The 20,213-nt window shown below is 47.1% G+C and carries 21 protein-coding genes and 1 other annotated feature; of the genes, 14 read left to right on the top strand and 7 right to left on the bottom strand.

The window, feature by feature from the left end; genetic code table 11:
* The first annotated feature begins 161 nt into the window (after positions 1–161).
* The 10 genes from B3M90_RS08570 to B3M90_RS08525 all read left to right on the top strand — a co-directional run bounded on the left by B3M90_RS08570 (position 162) and on the right by B3M90_RS08525 (position 9,713).
* Entirely contained in the window at positions 162–554 is a 393-nt protein-coding gene (locus tag B3M90_RS08570) for a hypothetical protein (protein WP_290783376.1), read from the top strand.
* A 62-nt stretch (positions 555–616) separates the two neighbouring features.
* Positions 617–854: a binding site (T-box leader), on the top strand.
* A 98-nt stretch (positions 855–952) separates the two neighbouring features.
* Positions 953–2,461 carry a peptide ABC transporter substrate-binding protein gene (locus tag B3M90_RS08565; RefSeq protein WP_290783374.1) on the top strand — a complete coding sequence of 503 codons (1,509 nt, stop codon included), beginning with the start codon at positions 953–955 and terminating at the stop codon, positions 2,459–2,461.
* A 168-nt stretch (positions 2,462–2,629) separates the two neighbouring features.
* Positions 2,630–3,913 carry a methyl-accepting chemotaxis protein gene (locus B3M90_RS08560; RefSeq protein WP_290757420.1) on the top strand — a complete coding sequence of 428 codons (1,284 nt, stop codon included), beginning with the start codon at positions 2,630–2,632 and terminating at the stop codon, positions 3,911–3,913.
* 214 nt (positions 3,914–4,127) lie between these two features.
* Positions 4,128–5,342, top strand: coding sequence for a flagellin (locus B3M90_RS08555; protein ID WP_290783372.1), 1,215 nt, complete (start codon positions 4,128–4,130; stop codon positions 5,340–5,342).
* 125 nt (positions 5,343–5,467) lie between these two features.
* The gene (gene fliB, locus B3M90_RS08550) at positions 5,468–6,700 is read left to right on the top strand and encodes a flagellin lysine-N-methylase (RefSeq protein ID WP_290752437.1); all 1,233 of its coding nucleotides are present in this window, start codon (positions 5,468–5,470) and stop codon (positions 6,698–6,700) included.
* A 129-nt stretch (positions 6,701–6,829) separates the two neighbouring features.
* A complete protein-coding gene (locus B3M90_RS08545; RefSeq protein WP_290783370.1) occupies positions 6,830–7,186 on the top strand; it encodes a flagellar protein FlaG in 357 nt (118 codons plus the stop codon).
* 17 nt (positions 7,187–7,203) lie between these two features.
* On the top strand, positions 7,204–8,775 hold the full coding sequence (gene fliD, locus B3M90_RS08540) for a flagellar filament capping protein FliD (protein ID WP_290783368.1): 1,572 nt from the start codon (positions 7,204–7,206) through the stop codon (positions 8,773–8,775).
* Between the two features lie 15 nt (positions 8,776–8,790).
* A complete protein-coding gene (gene fliS / locus B3M90_RS08535; protein WP_035410054.1) occupies positions 8,791–9,159 on the top strand; it encodes a flagellar export chaperone FliS in 369 nt (122 codons plus the stop codon).
* Positions 9,156–9,509 carry a hypothetical protein gene (locus B3M90_RS08530; protein WP_290783366.1) on the top strand — a complete coding sequence of 118 codons (354 nt, stop codon included), beginning with the start codon at positions 9,156–9,158 and terminating at the stop codon, positions 9,507–9,509. The genes fliS (B3M90_RS08535) and B3M90_RS08530 overlap by 4 nt, the downstream gene beginning before the upstream one ends.
* 27 nt (positions 9,510–9,536) lie before the next feature.
* Complete coding sequence (locus B3M90_RS08525) at positions 9,537–9,713, top strand: hypothetical protein (RefSeq protein WP_290783364.1); 177 nt, start codon at positions 9,537–9,539, stop codon at positions 9,711–9,713.
* A 78-nt stretch (positions 9,714–9,791) separates the two neighbouring features.
* On the opposite strand, the gene B3M90_RS08520 is transcribed toward B3M90_RS08525, so the two are convergent.
* From B3M90_RS08520 to B3M90_RS08490, 7 genes are all read right to left on the bottom strand, one after another.
* The gene (locus tag B3M90_RS08520) at positions 9,792–10,454 is read right to left on the bottom strand and encodes a DUF2225 domain-containing protein (protein WP_290783362.1); all 663 of its coding nucleotides are present in this window, start codon (positions 10,452–10,454) and stop codon (positions 9,792–9,794) included.
* 25 nt (positions 10,455–10,479) lie between these two features.
* Entirely contained in the window at positions 10,480–10,920 is a 441-nt protein-coding gene (locus tag B3M90_RS08515) for a YaaR family protein (RefSeq protein ID WP_058705025.1), read from the bottom strand.
* 13 nt (positions 10,921–10,933) lie between these two features.
* Entirely contained in the window at positions 10,934–11,824 is an 891-nt protein-coding gene (locus B3M90_RS08510; RefSeq protein ID WP_290783360.1) for a flagellin, read from the bottom strand.
* The gene (gene fliS, locus B3M90_RS08505; protein ID WP_290783358.1) at positions 11,821–12,213 is read right to left on the bottom strand and encodes a flagellar export chaperone FliS; all 393 of its coding nucleotides are present in this window, start codon (positions 12,211–12,213) and stop codon (positions 11,821–11,823) included. The genes B3M90_RS08510 and fliS (B3M90_RS08505) overlap by 4 nt, the downstream gene beginning before the upstream one ends.
* Complete coding sequence (locus B3M90_RS08500) at positions 12,210–12,500, bottom strand: EscU/YscU/HrcU family type III secretion system export apparatus switch protein (RefSeq protein ID WP_290783356.1); 291 nt, start codon at positions 12,498–12,500, stop codon at positions 12,210–12,212. The genes fliS (B3M90_RS08505) and B3M90_RS08500 overlap by 4 nt, the downstream gene beginning before the upstream one ends.
* A 15-nt stretch (positions 12,501–12,515) precedes the next feature.
* Positions 12,516–14,366: a hypothetical protein gene (locus B3M90_RS08495; RefSeq protein WP_290783354.1), complete on the bottom strand. Its 1,851-nt coding sequence runs from the start codon at positions 14,364–14,366 to the stop codon at positions 12,516–12,518.
* Positions 14,367–14,474: 108 nt separating this feature from the next.
* Complete coding sequence (locus tag B3M90_RS08490) at positions 14,475–14,981, bottom strand: competence protein ComK (RefSeq protein ID WP_029342501.1); 507 nt, start codon at positions 14,979–14,981, stop codon at positions 14,475–14,477.
* Between the two features lie 251 nt (positions 14,982–15,232).
* On the opposite strand from B3M90_RS08490, the gene B3M90_RS08485 reads away from it, so the two are divergent.
* From B3M90_RS08485 to prfB, 4 genes are all read left to right on the top strand, one after another.
* Positions 15,233–15,433, top strand: coding sequence for a cold shock domain-containing protein (locus B3M90_RS08485; protein ID WP_023469248.1), 201 nt, complete (start codon positions 15,233–15,235; stop codon positions 15,431–15,433).
* A gap of 280 nt (positions 15,434–15,713) precedes the next feature.
* Positions 15,714–16,277 (top strand): ribosome hibernation-promoting factor, HPF/YfiA family, encoded by a 564-nt coding sequence (gene hpf / locus B3M90_RS08480; RefSeq protein ID WP_290783352.1) that lies wholly within the window; start codon positions 15,714–15,716, stop codon positions 16,275–16,277.
* A 216-nt stretch (positions 16,278–16,493) separates the two neighbouring features.
* On the top strand, positions 16,494–19,013 hold the full coding sequence (gene secA, locus B3M90_RS08475) for a preprotein translocase subunit SecA (protein ID WP_035410032.1): 2,520 nt from the start codon (positions 16,494–16,496) through the stop codon (positions 19,011–19,013).
* 68 nt (positions 19,014–19,081) lie between these two features.
* Complete coding sequence (gene prfB / locus B3M90_RS08470; protein ID WP_023469245.1) at positions 19,082–20,182, top strand: peptide chain release factor 2; 1,101 nt, start codon at positions 19,082–19,084, stop codon at positions 20,180–20,182.
* Positions 20,183–20,213 lie beyond the last annotated feature (31 nt).

The following is a 20,213-nucleotide window of genomic DNA, read 5'->3' as shown; positions in this document are numbered from 1 at the left end:
GCGAAAGAGTCGCGGCTTGTGTCTCGCCTGAGGAAAGGGAGCAAGACTTGAGTATAGTCGTCGATCGTTTTTTGTTATTTTACAAACTAAACAAAAACGTTGGAACCTTTTCTGCAATCCGTCGTATACTAGACATATGGAAAAAAAGAGGAGGCGACGTCATGGAGAGTCGACAGGATTCATTGCGGACGTTGAAGTGGGTATCAGGTGGAATGGAAGCGGTGCTCGGGATTCCGCTCTTAGGTGGTTCAATCGTCATTTTCTCAGGTTATAATGCCCTGTGGTTGATGCTCGCGTTTCACATCGTCGTCGTCGTATTGACGGCACGTGCCGGAAATGTCTCAAAAGGGAACATCGTCGGGATCGTCGCATCAACGGTCGGTGTCATTCCGGTCGTTGGGATGTTCTTACACATGGCAGCAGCGATCACGATTTTGATCGATGCAGCACTCAGTAACCGCATCGTTACACGAACACATGTCAAGCACGTCGAACCGATTCAACCACGACCGGTCCGTCGGGAGCAAGAAAAACAAGAAGACCATCCGTTCTGAGTTTTTTTCGTTGACAGCGAAAAACAAGCCGTGTAAAGTAAACAACAAGTTAAGCCATATCAATTACATCGACGACGCGGAGTAAGTATCGTCAACACTGCCGACCAAGCGAGTCAGGAATGGTGAGAGCCTGACACGGTAAGCTGAACGAGAATGGACCGCTGAGAGCCTGTTGAACCTTCGAGTAGACAGGACGGTTGCCCCCGTTACCGGGCTAGCTGGTTGTTGGACCAGCGACAAGTGGAGACGATTTTTCGTCTCAATCAGAGGTGGCACCGCGCGGATACAGGCGTCCTCTATGCATTAGCTGTTAGCTATGCGTAGAGGGCGCCTTTTGTTGTACGTCAAGGTATGCCGAATCATCCAACGCTCATCATATTTCTCAGGAGGCACTACACATGAAAAAGACATTGATCGCAGCGGCGAGTACGGCAGTTTTACTCGCAGGATGTGCAACGATAGAACCAGCAGAGGATAAAAAAGCAGATAAGAAGGTCTTGCATACGATGGAGAGCTACGATCTCCTGTCGGTTGACCCGGCAGATGCCATCACGTCAAACATCTTCAATCAAATCTACGAAGGACTCTATCGTTTTGATGAGAAGAACGAACTTGTTCCGGCGGCAGCAAAATCGCATAGCGTATCAGAGGACGGAAAAGTCTACACGTTCAAGCTTGACCCGAATGCGAAATGGTCAGACGGAAAGCCCGTCACAGCGGAGAACTTCCGTTATGCGTTCGAGCGTGTCGTCAAAACGAACTCACCGTTCGCTTACTTGCTTGAACCTGTCGAAAAAACGACAGCAGTCGACGACGAGACACTCCAGATCGAATTAAAACGTCCGACGCCGTACTTCCTCAGCATGACGACGTTCGGCACATATATGCCGGTCCGGGAAGATATCGTCAAAGCAGAAGGCGACCAGTTCGGGACGGATCCAAAGACGAACGTCTACAACGGACCATTTACTTTCAAGAAATATCAAGCCGAGCAAGGCTATACGCTCGCGAAGAACGCCGAATACGCAGACCGGAAAAACGTCAAGATTGACGAAGTCGACGTCAAAATCATCAAAGATCCGATGCTTGCGATCAACCTGTTCGAGTCAGGGGAACTCGATGTCGCACCACTCAACTCAGAGAACGTCGTGACGTACAAGGATCAAAAAGAGTACAACACGTTCAGTGATTCGCGGATGTTCTTCATCCGGATGAACGAAAAGACGGATGCCTTAAAAGATAAACAGACACGCCAAGCAATCGACGCAGCATACGATAAGAAAGCGTTGACGGAGACGTTACTTGGAAACGGATCACTCCCTGCTGACTACATCGTGCCACAAGAACTTGATCCGAAATACGACAGTGCGCGTCAAATCGAATCGTCATATGATGTTACAGCGGCAAACAAAGTGCTGGCGAAGCAAAAGCTTGAGCTGACGATGTTAATCGAAGATGACGACGTCTCGAAAAAAATCGGTGAGTATATCCAAGGGGCGTTGAAGAAACAGAACGTCAACGTCAAACTGTTGTCGCTACCGAAGAAAGAGCGTCTCGCGCGTGAAGGACGAGGGGATTACGATCTGTCACTCGCGAGCTGGGCTCCGGACTATCAGGATGCGACGACATATCTGAACTTGTTCACGACCGATAACCCGTTCAACATGATGGATTATTCGAACAAACAGTATGACCGTCTCTTAAAACAGGCTGAAAGTGAACTCGATCAAGATAAGCGTCTTGCCTTACTCAGTAAAGCGGAAAGTGTATTGCTCGACGATCAAGCGATCTCGCCTGTCTACCAACGGAAGAATGCCTTCCTGCAAAACACAGAAGTCACACATCTTGCCCGCCACAATGTCGGAACGGATATTTCGTATAAGTATGTCGAGATTGAGCGGAAATAATAGTATGGCAACGAGTGATGGATGAAGCGGTCCATCACTCTTTTTGATGCATTTTTGTCATATCGCTGGAAATCACTTTTGAAAATCAGGTCAACTGACTTAAAACGGTTACAAAAGAAACCGATAGAGAGGACGGTGAAAGAAGATACAGGAAAGGAAGTTTCGGTTATGCGTAAATTACGAAGCAACTTGAAGGTACGGTTATTCTTTTGGGTCTTAGCTATCTCGGTCATCACGAGCGGTATTTCAGCCCAGCTTGTGCTTTATCTCCATCGTGGACTTGATGTCGCAGATACGAATGCGATTTGGTTCGGAGCAGGGATTGGTTTATTGTTATCGTTGATTGGAACATCGTTGATTCAGTTGATCTTGCGTCAACCAATCAAAGCAATTGAAAAGGCGACAGAAACAGCACGCGAAGTCGCAAATGGCAACTTCAACGTCGATTTCGAGGAAGCGAAGCGCGGCGATGAAGTCGACCAACTGATGCACGAACTAGAAGTCATGGTCTTACATATCCGCAAACAGGCGACACAGATGGGAAGTTCAAGCGATAAGCTGACAGCATCCGCACAAGAAATCGCAGCAGCAGTTCAAGAAGGCAATGCGTCGGGTGAAAGCATCCGTTCAGCGATGGCAGAGTTGTCCGCGAAGATGAACGAGAATGTCGATCAAGCGTACTTGTCGATGGATGCGCTCGGTGCTGTCAAACGGACGATGGATGAAGTCGCGAAAGAGATGAACGAAGCCTTGAAATCAGCGACGGTCATGCAGACGGAAGCCCAGAACGGGAAGACACTAGCGACAGATTCTGTCGAAGCGATGCATATGATTTCGAAGAAGATGGAACAATCAGCGACGCTGAATGGTCGTCTGACGGATATGACAGGTGAGATCTCACGGATCACAGATGTCATCAGTGACATTTCAGCACAGACGAACTTACTCAGTTTGAATGCATCGATTGAAGCGGCACGAGCTGGCGAAGCAGGACGTGGCTTTGCCGTCGTCGCAGCAGAAGTTAAAAAACTCGCGGAACAGACGGCGACATCCGCAAAAGAAATCACGGATTTGATTTCTGGCGTCAAACGTCTTGTTAATGATACGGCGAACGCAATGACCGATGTTCAAAGTGAAGTCGCGACAGGTGTCGGACTCGTAGAACAAGCAGGATCGTCTTTCGAAGAGATTCATCATTCGACAGAAAATGTTTACTCACGCGTTAAATCGGTTGATCAACTCGTAGTCAAATCGGATCAAGAAATCGATCAAGTTGGCTTAACGACAGCGAATATCCTCGCAATGGTCGAGGAAGCATCGAAGCACGCGGAGCAAGTTTTACAAGCGTCTAGTCATCAAGCAGCATCTCTTGGTGAAGTGAACGGGGCGATGGAAGAGCTTGTAGCAGTAGCAGAACAATTACAAGAAGAGACGGGCGCAACGCGTCTCTAAATTACGGAGAAATCGTACATCCGACATGGATGTACGATTTTTTTGCATTTTTTTGAAGAAAGTTGTTAAACATTTCGAGCCGACGACGATATATAAGGTGGAAGCAGTCATCGACTTCATCCACCGTGTCACTCTTGGGCCGGCCAGGGGGCACATCTCGGAGAAGACGGATCTTCGAAGAGACAAAAAACTTATCCTATGGAGGGAAATTACAATGATTATCAATCACAACGTAACTGCGCTTAACACGCACAACAAACTTTCGAGTGCTACTGCAGCTCAAAGTAAATCAATGGAGAAACTCGCTTCAGGTCTTCGCATCAATAAAGCTGGGGATGATGCAGCTGGTCTTGCAATCTCTGAAAAAATGCGTGCACAAGTTCGAGGTCTTGATCAAGCTGGACGTAACGCACAAGACGGCATCTCACTCATTCAAACAGCTGAAGGTGCTTTGAACGAGACACACGATATTCTTCAACGGATGCGTGAACTTGCTAACCAAGCGGCAAACGATACAAACACAACATCTGACCGTGGAGAGATTCAAAAAGAAATTAACTCTTTGACTTCTGAAATTAACCGTATCGGTAACACGACTGAGTTCAATACTCAGAAATTACTTGATGGTGGTAAAAATGGTGCGGCTGTTGCAGCTGTTACTGGTGTAGCTGGTGAATATGGAGTAACAGTAGGAACGTCGGATATCACTATCGATGGTGAAACATTCACTTATGATGTTGCTGGCAATGGTACAGGTGGCAAATTTAAAGATGCAGCATCTCTTGCGACAGCAATTGAAGCTAATGCAAATATTAAAGACAAATACGCTGCTACTGATAATTCAGGAGCACTGAAATTAGTACAGTCTACAGGTTCTGAATCTTCAACAGCTCCGGTTGTTACTGGCGGAACATTATCGACTACAAAAGCTGGTGTTACTGAAGTTGCAGCAGTTGCAGCAGATCCAACTAAGAGCTTGAAGTTCCAAATTGGCGCAAACGAAAACCAAAGTTTAACTTTAGATATTGCTGATATGCGTGCATCTGCTCTAGGAATTTCTACTACTGGAACAACAGATTCAAAATTAGCGGTTACTGACGGAACGAACAACACTACGACTGAACAAGCATTAGATGTCTCAACACATGCTAACGCAGCAAGTGCAGTTACAAAAATTCAATCAGCAATTGATACAGTTTCTGCTGAGCGTTCAAAACTTGGTGCAAACCAAAACCGTCTTGAGCACACAATTAACAACCTCAAAACATCTTCTGAAAACCTAACAGCGGCTGAATCACGCGTTCGTGACGTTGATATGGCAAAAGAAATGATGAACCAGACTAAAAACTCGATTCTTGCACAAGCTGCACAGGCTATGCTTGCACAAGCGAATCAGCAACCTCAAGGAGTTTTACAATTACTTCGTTAATATTAGTTAAATGATTTTAATGAATGGATAGATTAGATAATAATCTATCCATTTATTAATTTCAGTACATAATTCTTAAAAACTATTTTGTATTGAAATTAATAAATGGAGGGAGAACCTTTCAAATGAATTTAAAAACTAAAAATGAAATATTGACTCCTCAATACATGAAAAAATTCAAATGTATCGGATCATTATGTGAAGATTCATGCTGTTCAGGATGGAAAGTTACAATAGATGAGAAAACCTATCGTAAATATCGAAAATCACAACATATCGAATTAAAACCAAAGTTTAAAAAATATATAAAACGTGAAAGATCTCACTCAACAGAATCTAACTTTGCAAAAATAAAAATGAATGAAAATAATGCATGCTCTTTTTTAGATGAAAAAAGTTTGTGTAGTATACAAACTACCTTAGGAGAAGAATACCTTTCAAATACTTGTAGTACTTATCCAAGAATCGTTAATTCAGTTAATGGAGTTATTGAAAAGGCTGCAACAATCTCTTGTCCAGAAGCGGCAAGATTAATACTACTTAACCCTATCCCCATGCAATTCGATCATTTTTTAGATGAAGATTTATCAGCGAATATAAATAAAGCGGTGCAAACTAAAACTAATAAAGATACTTTACAGTACTATTTTTGGAATATAAGAATTTTTTCTATAGGGCTTATTCAAAATCGAAATTATAATATTGAGTCAAGGTTAATTTTATTAGGTTTATTTTTTCAAAAGCTTCAGAACAAAATCGATATGGGATTATGTAATGAAGTACCAAATTTAATTACTAATTTTTCTAATATGATAAATCAAGGTAATTTTGATGAAGCTTTGGAAAAAATACCTGAGAAACCAAAAGTTAATTTAATGTTATTTAAAGAAATAATCAAGAACAAATTTAGTAAAGGAATTTCTAACAAACGATACTTCGAATGTCTAAACGAAATGATACAAGGACTAAAAGAATCTAGTAATAATGACAGTATTGATAATATTGAACATTATAAAAAAATCTTAAGAGAACATTACAAACCGTTTATAAAAAATAATGAATACATGTTAGAAAATTATCTTGTAAATTATATTTTTAAAAATTTGTATCCTTTAGAGTATAATGAGCCATTTGATGATTATATGATGTTAGTTATTCACTATTCTTTAATTAAAAATCATTTGATAGGAATGTCTGCTTATCATAAAGGTCTTACTCCTGATCTAGTTGTAAAGTTAATTCAATCGTTTGCGAAGTCGATAGAGCATGATCCAATTTATCTATATCGGGTATTGAAATTTGTTAAGGATAATGAATGTAATAATATGGCATATATGTCTGTGTTTATAAAAAGCTAGCTCTATTCAATGACTCTTTACTAAAAGAGTCATTTTTGATAAATAATCATTCTAATATAGGTCTAAAGCTAATAAAAAATTAGTATAGACCGATAAATAAATAGATACTAAAACAAGGAGTGACCGACTATGAATTCCATCAATACGGAAATTCGCCTTCATCTGCCTTCGAACGTCCTGCCGTACGAAGCGACACGGAATGTGTTTGTGGAAGCGAATCAGGAAGCGTTAGCAGAAGAAGGGGTCGTTGTCCTACCGACACCGCAACATATTACGAAACTTGAGACGGCGATGGAGCAGGCGAACGTAAAGCTCGAACTCCAACGAACAGGCTTGAAGTTCGTTAAACACGAACAACTGAACGAATATTACATTCAAGTCGTCGATACGAATAATAACGTCGTCCAGGAAATTCCGAGTAAAAAGGAACTCGATTTCTTTGCGGCATTCATGGAATTTAATCAATTGATCGATAAACGGATTTAACGGAAAGGACTGATTGGATGGCAGGCATTCGAATAAGTGGTCTAGCGAGTGGGATTGATACAGAAACGATGGTTAAACAGTTGATGCAGGCGGAACGGGCGCCGGTCGACCGGTTATCACAAAAGAAACAGACGCTGACGTGGCAACGCGATGCATACCGAGAAATGAACCGAGCGTTGCTCGATTTCCGGACAGCAGCAAGCGATATGCTGTTATCGAAGAACTATCAATCAAAAACCGTCACCAGTTCCAATCCGACGGCGTTGACGGTAACGGCAAGTCCGGGTGCACCAGCCGGAAGTTTGACGATTGACAGCATTGACCAGCTCGCTAGCGCCGCTTCAGTAACGATAGTCGCAACAAGCGGAAAGAAAAGTGATGCAACCCTTGAAGAGAGTGGATTGTTCACGAAAGATGCGAATGGCAAAATCAATGTTCAAATCAATACATTTGATGCAGCAGGTGTAGCGGTGACGGAGACATTGCAGCTTGATGCAACACAAAAGATATCGGACTTAACAGCGGCAATCAACGGTAAAACCAGTCTTGGTATGAACGCGGTCTTCAACGATTTAACAGGAAAACTGGTCTTAACGAAAACGAGTACTGGTAACTTAAATCCCGCAGGAGCTGATATCTCAATCATTGATGCTTCAAATAACACTGCAAAGGTCAGTTCGCAGGACTCAACATTCGGTCGGGAAGGACAGAACGCCAAGTATACGATTGGTGGACAACAACTCGAACAGACGACAAATACATTCACGCAAAACGGGCTGACGATTACATTAAACAACGTCTCGACGACAGCAACGACGATTAATACGACGCTCGATACACAGAAAAACTTCGACTCGATCAAGAACTTCGTTGATAAATACAACGAGGTCATCGATAAGATGAACAAAAAGGTTCGCGAAGAAAAATACCGTGACTACCAACCATTGACGGATGCCCAGCGCAAGGAACTGAGCGAAGATGAAGTCAAGAAGTGGGAAGAAAAGGCGATGAGTGGTGTCCTCAAGAACGATAGCTACTTACAGGACGGACTGAATCAGTTCCGGAGTGCAATCTCATCAAAAATCGATACCGGTTATTCGTACATGTCAGGAACGGATACAATCCAGCTTCAATACATGTCGCAAATCGGGATTACTTCAACGAGTGACTTCCGAGATGGTGGGAAGCTGAAAATCGATGAGACGAAACTGAAGAAAATGCTCGAAGAACAACCGGAAGGCGTCTATAAATTATTTACAGCTGATGCACCGGAACCGACGAAGGACGCGCAAGGCAACACGATTCCAAATCCGAATGGACTTGACGGTTTTGTCCGTCAGATTCAAGGATTTGCGACGACACTCCGCGATAAGATTTCCGGTGTTGCCGGTCGGGACGGAGCGGTTGCGACGACGTATCGACTCGGAAAGTCGCTGGCTGATCTCGATAAGAGCATGCTGTCATGGGAAGACAAGTTGAAACGAAAAGAAGACAGTTACTATCGCCGATTCGCGGCGATGGAACAAGCAATGAATCAAGCAAACAGTCAATCGGCGACGCTTGCCGGTTATCTCGGGCAAGGACAATAAAAAGGAGGAAACGCGATGAACCCTTATGCGACGTATCAGACGAACTCGGTAACGACGGCGTTACCTCAAGATTTAACACTGATGTTATACGAAGGACTGATCAAATTCTCGATGCTCGCGAAACGAGCGATCGAACAGAAGATGATCGAGCAAAAAAATACGAACATCCAAAAGGCACAGGCGATCATCAGTGAGTTGCAATTGACGCTCAATCAATCGATTGCGCTATCGAAAGACTTGAATAGCCTTTATGACTACATGCAAACACGCCTGATTGATGCCAACGTCAAAAATGACCTCGTTGCAATCGACGAAGTGATCGGCTTTGCGGAAGAATTTCGTGAGACGTGGAAAGAAGCGATGAAGCTCGCACGGCAACGATGAGTCCGCTCGATCCGCTTCGCCTAAAGACGAAACGATTGATTGAATTACTTGATCAAACGCCGAATGAAGAGACGTATGACGAATGGATTGAGAAGATTCAAGGGCTGCTGAACGAACGGGAAGCATTCATCGCGGCACACTCGAATCTGCTAGCCGGTGCTAATCAAGCCATCATCCAGGAACTCGTCGCCGATAGTCGGAAAATCGACTTGAAATTATCAGCAGAAACGGCTAAATTAGGGGTACAAATCAGTCAGTTGCGTCAGACGCAAACGAGTCGTAAATCGTACGTTGACCCGTACGAAGAAGTCGATCATAGTTTTTCACCGTATTTTGATTCTCGTCAGTAACTTTCTTGTGTGAGGGAGGGATCTTTCGTGACCAAGCGGGAAGAAAAAAAACGTCCTGTACCACGTCCGTATTTCCAATCGGATGGCTCGTACGATCAGTTCATTGAACCGGACGTTGAATCGGAATCATGGGAAGAGTTCGAACGCGCTGTCTCCGATGCACCGGATGCCTATGAAGAAGAAAAATATCGTCGTGAGTCATAAGCGTACGACAAAAATACCGGTCAGACCTTGGAGCAATTTCTCGTCTGATCGGTATTTTTGTTGTTTTTATAAAAAACATCACTCTTGTTCCTGGACCCATTCCCAGTGGGTTCGTGCGTCTTTTTTGATTTTATCGCTCGCTGTCTTACTTTGGAACAAACGACTGTACCAGAGGCGAGCCGTATCTTTCTCTTTCGTCACAGCATATAGGTCAGCGATCCGCAATAACAGGACGTCTTCCGGAAGCCCGCTCTCTTTAACGGACGTGTAGTTGTCGTAAAGCGAGACATACTTCTCGATCGCTCGGCTCGCCCAAAGTTGTTCTTCCGTTTGTTGACCGGTCAAGCGGTGCAACCAGGACAGACGAACACCGAGCATTGCTTGGATCGCCGCTTTTTGCTCCGTCACTTGAGCCGTATAGAGACAGAGTTTATAGAGCTGGATCGCCTGCCCGATCGTCCGTTCTGTGCCAGCAAATGGCAAGACAGGGAGCGTCGGCAGGATATGATCTTGTAAGGTCGCTCGAACGTCCGGCGATAACTTTCCGAACGACTCGTGGAAGAAAAAACGACAATGGCTGCACTGGACCGGTTCATACAGGTAGACATTGTCGCCTTGATGACGGAAGAAACCATCAAAGTCGGTCGATGCGACACGGATATGTCGCGACAGGACACGTTTCGTCTCTGTCGTTTTCAAGCAGTAGGGGCAGGTGCATTTTTTAAGATATAAGTCTGGCATGTAGGGGAACTCCTCTAATTCTAGATTACACGAAGACGTTGACGAGCATTCCCTTGATCTCGCCAACTTGGTCGAGGATATCGAGCCGGCGCGATTCGCCAGAGATGACCGTATCCGTCAACTGAAGGAGCTTCGCATCGACTTGCTCGACGACTTTATAGATCTTCGTCCGACCACGGCGGTTGAAGCCGCGCTTCTCTTCGAGTTGTTGTGATTGGTCGAGGGCATCTTTTAGGAAGTCCTTGATCTTTTCTTTATAGCTTTCGAGGTGCTCGATCGTCTGACTTTCAGCGAGCAGTTGCCCGTGTTCTTCGACGAGAGCGAGCTTTTGTTGCAGGCGCTCGTAGCCTTTATGGTCGCGTTTCTCCTGCATCAAGGCAGAGAACGTCGTCGACGCTTCGACTTCACGCGGACCGCCTTTTAAGGACTGGAGTCGTTGCGTTTCTTGGATGCGGCGGATATCCATCGGGTCTGCCTCCTTAGTTGAGTAATTGTAAGACGCCTTGCGGTAGGGCGTTCGCTTGAGCGATCATCGCCATCCCCGATTGGTTGAGGATGTTGTACTTCGCATATTCCATCATCTCGCGCGCCATATCGGTGTCACGAATCCGCGACTCTGAAGCCGTCAAGTTCTCGACGCTGACGCTGAGGACGGATGATGTCGCTTCGAATCGGTTCTGGATCGCCCCGAGCTGTGCCCGTTGCTGGGAAATCGTATCGATTGCTTTCGTATACTGGCTGATCGCATCATTCGCATCCGTTGCCGTCATGACGCTAAGGGCATACTCGGGTGCGCTACCGCTCGGGAAATCAAGCGGACGAATCGACGGATTGGTTTGTGTCGTTGAACTGACGCCGATCGCAAGGGCTTGCATGTCGTTAATCGTGATCGAAATCCCTTCGTTTGCCCCAGCATTCGTTTGGATGAACAGCGCACTGTCGGCATCGTTGAACTTACCGCTCAACAACTCTTTGCCATTGAACTGGGTCGTCTTTGCAATCCGTGAGACCTCGTTTGTCAGCTGATTGATTTCTTCCTGGATTGCTGACCGGTCTTCGGTTGCGAGTGTTCCGTTCCCAGCTTGGACGGCGAGTTCACGCATCCGTTGCAAGAGGTTATGTGTCTCACTCAAACCACCTTCAGCCGTTTGAATCATCGAGACTCCGTCAAGAACGTTCTGTTCCGCTTTATCGAGCGCCTTCAAGCGATTGCGCATCTTCTCCGAGATCGCGAGACCAGCTGCATCATCCGCACCCCGGTTGATTTTTTGACCGCTCGATAGTTTATCCATCGTCGTCTTGACGTTCGTCTGGTTGATGCTGAGGTTGCGGTAAGCCTTCAAGGCTTGGACGTTATTCGTGATTCTCATTCGTATTCCATCCCTTCGTATCGTTGATGATATGCGGCGCGCACGAGTGGTCGATCGACGGTCTGTGCCGCTTGCCAGGTGACGCGTAAGTCTTCTACCAGTTCGAGTAGCTCGTCGAGAACGGCTGGTGTCATATAGACCTGTAACGTTTGCTCAGCAAGATAGTGGTAGAGCGCGTCCAGTTGTGCCGTGATGATGCCACCGTCGTCGTGTAACCCCGCCTGCAATTTGTCGAGTAACTGATAGGCTTTTTGTAAGCGTTCGTTGACCTCGTCAAAACGGTTCGTATCACGTGCGAGAATGGCGCGATCGTATTGAAGGACGAGTCCCGTCAACATCACTTCCGTCAGCTGTTGCGGGGTCATCGCGTAGAGTTCTTGTTCTGTCATATCTGCCGTCCTTTCGCGTTGTCGAGTTCTTCGATCAGTAAGAGCAGTTCTGCCATCACGTCGTACAGTTGCGGAGGGATTGCTGTCCCGAGATCAAGATCAAGCAAGTGACCGAGCAAGGACGTATCGTGTTCGATCGCGACGCCGTTTGCTCGTGCTTCTTGCAGGATTCGATCGGCAGCTTGACCGCTAGCCCGAGCGACAACGACCGGTGCTTGACCGGATGCTTCATCGTAGCGGAGGACGGCAGCGGTCTTGCGTCCGGTTAAATCGATTTTCTGATACATAACGGTCTCTCCTTTTTAGATACGGTAGTCGTAGCCACGTGGTGTCTCGTCTTGCTTGACGGTCTCTGTGACTTGCTCGCGCGTGAATGGACGGAACTGGATTCGGACGTCTTGGTAACCGGTTGCTTGCAAGGCGTCCGTCGTCCGGTCAAGGAACGGTGTTGCCAGTTGTTCAAGAACTGGGAAATCATTTTCAATCGTGATCTGCATCTTTCGGTTGACGGTCTCAACGCGGACACCGATTTCACCGAGGCGCGGCGTATTGAGCTGGACATACAACGTATTGTTTTCCCAGTCGATCACTTCGTCCGGACGTTTATTTTGCAAGTGAACGTGGAGTCCTGCCGTCGCTTCGACGAGTTGGACCGGTAACGCCAGGAGAATCTGGTTCAATTGTTGCTGGCTATCCGGTTTATTGACTTGCTGTTGCGCTGCAAGGAATGTCTGCAATTTGGCAGCTTCCGGATTTGCTGCCGGCGTACTCAGTTTCAGTTCCGCCGTCTGGAGCTGAAGCGTCTTTTGGACGGTCTCCTGCAAGAGGCGTGGACTGTTCTGTTGCGGCTCATATGGAACGGCTTTTTGTGCCGTTTGTGACGAAGGAAACGGCGCTTGTGGCGGCAGTCCCTGCATCTCCGGTAAGTAAGTCGGACGGACATTTGCTGGCGCATAGCGGAAGGCTTCAAACGCAACCCGGACTTCTTGTAAGACGGCTTTTGCCTCTGTTCCACGCCCGAGTAACGCCAGTTCCGCACCCCGTTCGAGTTTCGATAAAAAGTGGACTAGCTGTTTTTCATCCTTCATCGAGGTATGTAACAAAGCATCCGTTTGCTGGAAGACTTGTTTTAAGCGTTGCGCCGTACTCTCGATGACGGCGACCATCTGGGCCGGACGTGTCTCGACGAGCGGTTCGATTTGCCGGAGTTGGGAGACGATCGTTCGCTGTTGGCTCTTGAAATCATTCGTAATCTCAGCAAGCCGTGGCGTCACTTCGCGGACAAGCGTCAAGGCAGAGCGGACCGGTGCCTTTTGCCCTGTTGATTCCGGTTGACTTGCCTGTGCCGTCAGACCGATCAGTTGCTCGCGGACACTTGTCTTCGGCTCAAGCGGCGCTTGCGGGAAGTAGGGCGCCAGTTGTTTGCGGACCGTCTCGATCTCGCCTTGTTCGAGCGTTGCGACGAGTGCCGGGCGTTTCTCTGCTGGTATGTGTTCAATGTATTGCCGGATATGCAGGGGTGACGCTGTCTCGACCTCGTGTTGTGTCGGTAGCGTCGCACGGGCGACATCAAGGGCGACGGCTTTTTCGAACGTCGGTTGCTCCGTTAAGGCGTCGCGCTCCGGCAGGACATCTGGATAGTCTTCCGTCGTCGCAAGGAGACTTGCGATCAAGACGTCGGCGTCAACGGGCAGTGCTGTATCCGGTCGCGATACGAGTTCGAGTGCTAAGTCCTTGTACGTTCCTTGCAGTGCCGTCACAAGCTGGGCGACGATTTCCGGCGTCTGTGGCAATTGACCGCTTGCGAGTAACTTCGCGACGGCTTGCTTCAGTTCTGCAGGCACACCTTCAAGCAAAGCGGGATCGACATTTGATGGAACAGACAGGACAGGTGGCGTTTCCGCATCTGGTATCGCTGGTGTTAGTTGTTCAATCAGGTAACCTTCTGCTGTCTGTCCTTTGACCTTGAACTGGAAATCACCTGTCGGAACGTCGCCTGTGAAGGTCATCTCGATCTTATCCCGACCGACCTGGACGAGAGCCGTATGCGGACCAGTCTGCTCAAGGACCGTTCCTTTATAGGTCTTTGTCTCCAAAAGCGGCGTCTGACCAGGGGATTGCGCCGGACGTGCCGGATTCAATTGGATGTTCATCGAGAAGCCTCCTTGTTTTTTAAAACTGTCATCTCATTATATATCGGCAGAAACCAAAAAGGATTGAGCGAATTCATCGCCCAACCCTGATTTTTTTACGGTTACTCTTTAAGATTTGATTGCATTAAAGCGTTCCTCTAATGTCATCGCGTTCAATTGTTGATAACGAGCCATCAGCTCGCCAGTTGCTTTCATTTGGTTGCGGACGATGTAAGGAGAGGCGTTTACGGGAAGGATCATGCCATTACGAGTCTTGAGCTTCGTCTGTCCGTCTTCCTCGATGACTTCAGACATGTGGCTCCAAGCATACCACTCGCAATCATCACGTTTCGGTGATTTTGTTGGGAAAAACACGAGGCCGAGTGTCGGTTCAATGACGACTGGTACTTTTCCTTTTACAGATGCGACACGTTTTGCGGTCACGATGCGTTCCTCAATGGAACTGTTGTATTGCCTGCAGGAAAGCTGCAGTAGTTGATACGGTCGAAGCGGGGTCATGATGGTCGAGCCATCCTCGAGTACGATGATGGATTGCTTCATCATGTCGTAGCACGGGAGAATCGCCACCGTCCGTTTCGTGATTCGATACTTTTCGTCATTATGGAATGGTCGCATTCGACTACATCCTCCTTAAGATAGGACAATGGATAAAATAGGTAATTACTAACGATATAATACAATAATACAACTGTAATGACAATGTAATTTTTTTAAATATAGAGCAATAAGTAGGGAATATTATTCATTTTTTAGAATGAATTCAAAGTAATCAGAATTTTTAATTGTCAATAATTCCTTCTTTTGATAGACTAAGCCGTAGAGAGCTTGCTCTCGAACTCTGGTTTGCGAAGGGAACGTGAATTTGAATGGAACAAGGTAAAGTAAAATGGTTTAATGCTGAAAAAGGTTATGGATTCATCGAAACGTCTGACGCGAAAGACGTATTCGTACACTTCTCAGCGATTCAAGTCGATGGTTATAAATCACTTGAAGAAGGCGAAGAAGTGGAATTTGAAATCGTTGAAGGCGATCGTGGTCCACAAGCTGCGAACGTTTCAAAGATCTAATCCAATAGCAGCCGCCACCGTTTTTAGGCTATTCGCCTAAAAGCGGTTTTTTGTTTTGAGTTCGATCAAAACGGGTATATACGTTAACATCAACATGCTTCAATATTATCGTACGCTAAGAACAGTAGTGAACGTTCATGAGAATGTCATTGTTCTCATGGTCTTTCTTCACTTATCGTGCTATAATAAAAACGAACCAAAGAATTTCGAATATTCAGAAGGAAACGACTGGAGCATCTCGAATTCATAGGTTCAACCGGTTACTTAAGGAGGAGTTTACATGATCTACAACATTCGCGGTGAAAACTTGGACGTCACAGATGCTCTCAAGGATTACGTCGAGAAAAAGCTTGAAAAGTTAACTCGTTATTTTACAACTCCTACGGAAGCGCAAACGGCTTATGTCAATCTCAAAGTCAATAATGAGAAACAAAAAGTCGAAGTGACGATTCCAATGCCAAACCTCTTGCTCCGTGCTGAGGATGTCAATGGCGATATGTATGCAGCAATCGACCTCGTCGTCGATAAGCTCGAACGTCAGATCCGGAAACACAAAACGAAATTGAACCGGAGAGGGCGCGCTAAAGAAGGCGGCATCGGAGAGTACTTCAAAACGCTCGAAGGACCGGAAGCGGAAGCGCCAGTCTATGAAGAGGACGAGGCAGAACTCGAACTCGTTCGGACGAAGCGTTTCACACTCAAACCAATGGACACGGAAGAAGCGATTCTTCAGATGGACATGCTCGGACACGCATTCTTCGTCTTCTCAGACGCAGAAACGGGCAACACGAACATCGTCTACCGTCGTAAGGATGGTCGTTACGGTTTGATTGAACCAGAATAATGAATGCAACAGGGACTCGCTCTTACGGGCGAGTTCCTTTTTGATATGATGGAAAACTATTTCTAAACAAGGTACGTTTGCTCTACGACAAAAGAGCGAGACCGCTGCTTGGTCCGCTTGTTGAAATTTGACGTCGTATTCGGTACACTGAATAAAGGAAAAATCTCGGAATTCTGTTCGTTCAAAGAATCGTTCGAAGTAAGGGGACTGTAAGGCATGGCTAATTTTCTAAAAGAATTATTTGCACCAACGAAACGTGTCCTGAAGAAAGCCGAAAAAGCAGCAGACGCTGTGGAAGCGCTCGAGACACAAATCGGTGCGTTATCGGATCAAGAACTGGAAGGGAAAGTCGTTGAATTCCGTGAGCGTCTCGCTAACGGAGAAGACTTAGATGATATTTTACCAGAAGCCTTCGCGGTCTGTCGCGAAGTGTCAACACGCGTTCTCGGCATGCGCCACTACCGCGTTCAGTTGATTGGTGGATATGTCCTGCACAATGGGGATATCGCCGAAATGAAGACCGGGGAAGGTAAGACGCTCGTCGCAACACTCCCTGTCTATTTGAATGCCCTCGCTGGCAACGGCGTCCACGTCGTTACCGTCAACGAATATCTCGCAAAACGTGACCGTGACATCATGGAGCCGCTTTATGCGGCACTTGGTCTCTCGGTCGGCTTGAATCTCTCAAGCATGTCGCGTCAAGAAAAACAAGCAGCATACAGCTGTGACATCACGTACGGAACGAACAACGAGTTCGGTTTCGATTACTTGCGTGACAACATGGTCCTCTATAAAGAAGACCGCGTTCAACGTCCACTCAGTTATGCCGTCGTCGATGAAGTCGACTCGATTCTCGTCGATGAAGCGCGGACTCCGCTCATCATCTCAGGATCGGCCGAAAAATCGACAGCGCTCTATTCGCAAGCCGATGCGTTCGCGAAAATCATGAAGGCAGATGAAGACTACACGGTCGACATCAAGACGAAGAGTGTTCTGTTGACGGAGCAAGGAATCGACCGTGCTGAAAAATACTTCGGTATTGATAACTTGTTTGGTCTCGAACACGTCGCGCTCAACCATCACTTAAGCCTCGCACTGCGGGCGAACGCTGTCATGCATCGCGACGTCGACTATATGGTTCGTGAAGACGAAGTCATGATCATCGACCAATTCACAGGTCGTGTCATGGAAGGTCGTCGTTATTCGGAAGGTCTGCACCAAGCAATCGAAGCGAAGGAAGGCGTCGAGATTCAACGCGAATCCATGACCCTTGCGACGATCACGTACCAAAACTTCTTCCGGATGTATACGAAGCTTGCCGGAATGACCGGTACAGCGAAGACGGAGGAAGAAGAGTTCCGTAACATCTACAACATGCACGTCGTACCGGTTCCGACGAACAAGCCGGTCGTCCGAAACGATATGCCGGACTTGATCTTCAAAACGATGAACGGGAAGTTTGCTGCTGTCGCAGACGAAATCGAACGTGCCCACCGTGAAGGACAACCAGTCCTCGTCGGTACGGTTGCCGTCGAGACGTCGGAGTTGCTGAGTAACATCCTCAAAAAACGTGGCATCCGTCACGAAGTCTTGAACGCGAAGAACCACGCACGTGAAGCGGAAATCATCGAGAACGCGGGTCAAGCGAACTCGGTCACGATCGCAACGAACATGGCCGGTCGTGGTACCGACATCAAGCTCGGTCAAGGTGTCTTAGAAAAAGGTGGTCTCTATATCCTCGGGACAGAACGTCACGAATCACGCCGTATCGATAACCAGCTCCGTGGTCGTGCCGGTCGTCAAGGGGATCCAGGTGCATCACAATTCTATCTCTCACTTGAAGATGAATTGATGCGTCGCTTTGGTTCTGATTCGCTGCAGTCGATGATGGACCGTCTCGGAATGGATGATTCGCAACCGATCGAGAGTCGGATGGTGTCTCGTGCCGTTGAATCAGCTCAAAAACGCGTCGAAGGCAATAACTTTGATGCGCGGAAACAAGTCCTCGGCTACGATAACGTCATGGCGGATCAACGGAAAGTCATGTACGCGGACCGGGCAGCGATTCTCGATGCCGGTTCCGTGTCAGATATCGTCCGTCCGATGATCGAGCAGACAATCGAAGCAGGCGTCCATCAGTACACGCCGGTCGAGTTCGTACCGGAAGAATGGAGCATCGGTGCGCTTGCGGAATGGGCAAACCAGACGCTCGCAATTGAAGAGAAGGTCACGGAAAGCGACCTCTTTGGAAAAGAACGCGAAGAGATCATCGAGTTGCTCAAAGAGCGGACATTCGCACACTACGAGCATAAACGGTCAGAAGTACCAGCCGAAGCATTTGATGAGTTCGAAAAAGTCATCGTTCTTCGTGCCGTTGACCAACACTGGATGAACCACATCGATCAAATGGATCAACTCCGTGAAGGGATTCACCTCCGGGCATACGGTCAAAACGACCCGCTCCGTGAATACCAATCAGAAGGTTCGATGATGTTTGATGCGATGAACGCTGCGATCGCTGAAGAAGTGACGCAATTCGTCCTTCGTGCAGATCTCGACCCGAACCTCAAACGCGAAAAAGTCGTTCAAGACGAAGTCGCGGTTTCTGGTAAGGAAGATAAAGCGGTCAAGAAAAAACCGGTCCGGAAAAATCCAAACGACCAAATCGGACGCAATGATCCGTGCTGGTGTGGATCCGGTAAGAAATATAAGAACTGTCACGGCCGTCAGGCATAAGTGATGAATCGACTGAAAGAGAGGCAGGAGATTCCTGCCTCTTTTCACGGAAAGAGAAGGTGGAACACATGGAATTAGCAGAAATTCGCAACACCGCCGAGTGGATGGAAAAGAAACTCGACGAATATAAGGCATCACTCGACCTCGAGTCGAAGATTGCCCGGATCGAAGAACTTGAAAACGAGATGACGTACCCAGACTTCTGGAACAACCAGGAATCGGCACAAAAAGTCATCGATGAGTCGAACGGCTTAAAAGCGATGGTCGACAAATACAAAGAACTCGAAGCAGGTCACGAAAACGTTGCTTTGACGTACGAATTGATCAAGGAAGAGCCGGATGCGGATCTTCAAGAAGAGCTCGAGTCAGAACTCGGCGACCTTAAGAAGAAGTTCGAAGACTTCGAACTACAAATCCTCTTGAACGGCGAATATGACGCGAACAACGCGATCCTCGAGCTACACCCAGGTGCAGGTGGTACCGAGTCGCAAGACTGGGCATCGATGCTGTTGCGGATGTACCAACGTTTCTGCGACAAGCAAGGCTGGAAAGTCGAAACGATGGACTACCAACCGGGTGATGAAGCAGGTGTCAAATCGGTCACACTCCGTATTCAAGGGCACAATGCTTATGGATACTTAAAAGCCGAAAAAGGGATCCATCGTTTAGTCCGGATCTCACCGTTTGACTCGTCAGGTCGCCGTCATACATCGTTCGTCTCGTGTGACGTCATGCCGGAATTCAACGATGACATCGATATCGAAGTCCGTACAGAAGACTTACGGATCGATACGTACCGTGCTTCTGGTGCCGGTGGTCAGCACATCAATACGACGGACTCCGCTGTCCGGATCACCCACGTTCCGACAGGCGTCGTCGTCTCTTGTCAACAAGAACGGTCGCAGATCAAAAACCGTGAAGCGGCGATGAAGATGTTGAAAGCGAAACTTTACCAACGCGAAATCGAAGAGCAACAAAAGAAACTCGACGAAATCCGTGGTGAAAAATCGGATATCGCGTGGGGTAGCCAAATCCGTTCGTACGTCTTCCACCCATACAGCATGGTCAAGGATCACCGGACGAACTATGAAGTCGGGAACACGCAAGGGGCAATGGATGGTGACATCATGGGCTTCATCGATGCGTACCTCCGTCTCATGAATATGTAAGAGACAACCAACCAGTCGGACGATGTTCGAC

The sequence above is a fragment of the Exiguobacterium sp. UBA6309 genome, from assembly GCF_002439205.1.
Lineage (GTDB): Bacteria > Bacillota > Bacilli > Exiguobacteriales > Exiguobacteriaceae > Exiguobacterium_A.
This window is presented reverse-complemented; position numbering and strand designations above follow the sequence as displayed.

Coding starts and splice junctions, on each gene's coding strand:
- B3M90_RS08490 (WP_029342501.1), bottom strand. CDS start 14,981: ATGCGACCATTCCATAATGACGAAAAGTATCGAATCACGAAACGGACG.
- B3M90_RS08530 (WP_290783366.1), top strand. CDS start 9,156: ATGAGTCCGCTCGATCCGCTTCGCCTAAAGACGAAACGATTGATTGAA.
- B3M90_RS08560 (WP_290757420.1), top strand. CDS start 2,630: ATGCGTAAATTACGAAGCAACTTGAAGGTACGGTTATTCTTTTGGGTC.
- B3M90_RS08555 (WP_290783372.1), top strand. CDS start 4,128: ATGATTATCAATCACAACGTAACTGCGCTTAACACGCACAACAAACTT.
- B3M90_RS08500 (WP_290783356.1), bottom strand. CDS start 12,500: ATGTATCAGAAAATCGATTTAACCGGACGCAAGACCGCTGCCGTCCTC.
- fliB (WP_290752437.1), top strand. CDS start 5,468: ATGAATTTAAAAACTAAAAATGAAATATTGACTCCTCAATACATGAAA.
- B3M90_RS08570 (WP_290783376.1), top strand. CDS start 162: ATGGAGAGTCGACAGGATTCATTGCGGACGTTGAAGTGGGTATCAGGT.
- fliS (WP_035410054.1), top strand. CDS start 8,791: ATGAACCCTTATGCGACGTATCAGACGAACTCGGTAACGACGGCGTTA.
- fliS (WP_290783358.1), bottom strand. CDS start 12,213: ATGACAGAACAAGAACTCTACGCGATGACCCCGCAACAGCTGACGGAA.
- B3M90_RS08485 (WP_023469248.1), top strand. CDS start 15,233: ATGGAACAAGGTAAAGTAAAATGGTTTAATGCTGAAAAAGGTTATGGA.
- secA (WP_035410032.1), top strand. CDS start 16,494: ATGGCTAATTTTCTAAAAGAATTATTTGCACCAACGAAACGTGTCCTG.
- B3M90_RS08510 (WP_290783360.1), bottom strand. CDS start 11,824: ATGAGAATCACGAATAACGTCCAAGCCTTGAAGGCTTACCGCAACCTC.
- B3M90_RS08515 (WP_058705025.1), bottom strand. CDS start 10,920: ATGGATATCCGCCGCATCCAAGAAACGCAACGACTCCAGTCCTTAAAA.
- hpf (WP_290783352.1), top strand. CDS start 15,714: ATGATCTACAACATTCGCGGTGAAAACTTGGACGTCACAGATGCTCTC.
- B3M90_RS08520 (WP_290783362.1), bottom strand. CDS start 10,454: ATGCCAGACTTATATCTTAAAAAATGCACCTGCCCCTACTGCTTGAAA.
- fliD (WP_290783368.1), top strand. CDS start 7,204: ATGGCAGGCATTCGAATAAGTGGTCTAGCGAGTGGGATTGATACAGAA.
- B3M90_RS08495 (WP_290783354.1), bottom strand. CDS start 14,366: ATGAACATCCAATTGAATCCGGCACGTCCGGCGCAATCCCCTGGTCAG.
- B3M90_RS08545 (WP_290783370.1), top strand. CDS start 6,830: ATGAATTCCATCAATACGGAAATTCGCCTTCATCTGCCTTCGAACGTC.
- B3M90_RS08565 (WP_290783374.1), top strand. CDS start 953: ATGAAAAAGACATTGATCGCAGCGGCGAGTACGGCAGTTTTACTCGCA.
- prfB (WP_023469245.1), top strand. CDS start 19,082: ATGGAATTAGCAGAAATTCGCAACACCGCCGAGTGGATGGAAAAGAAA.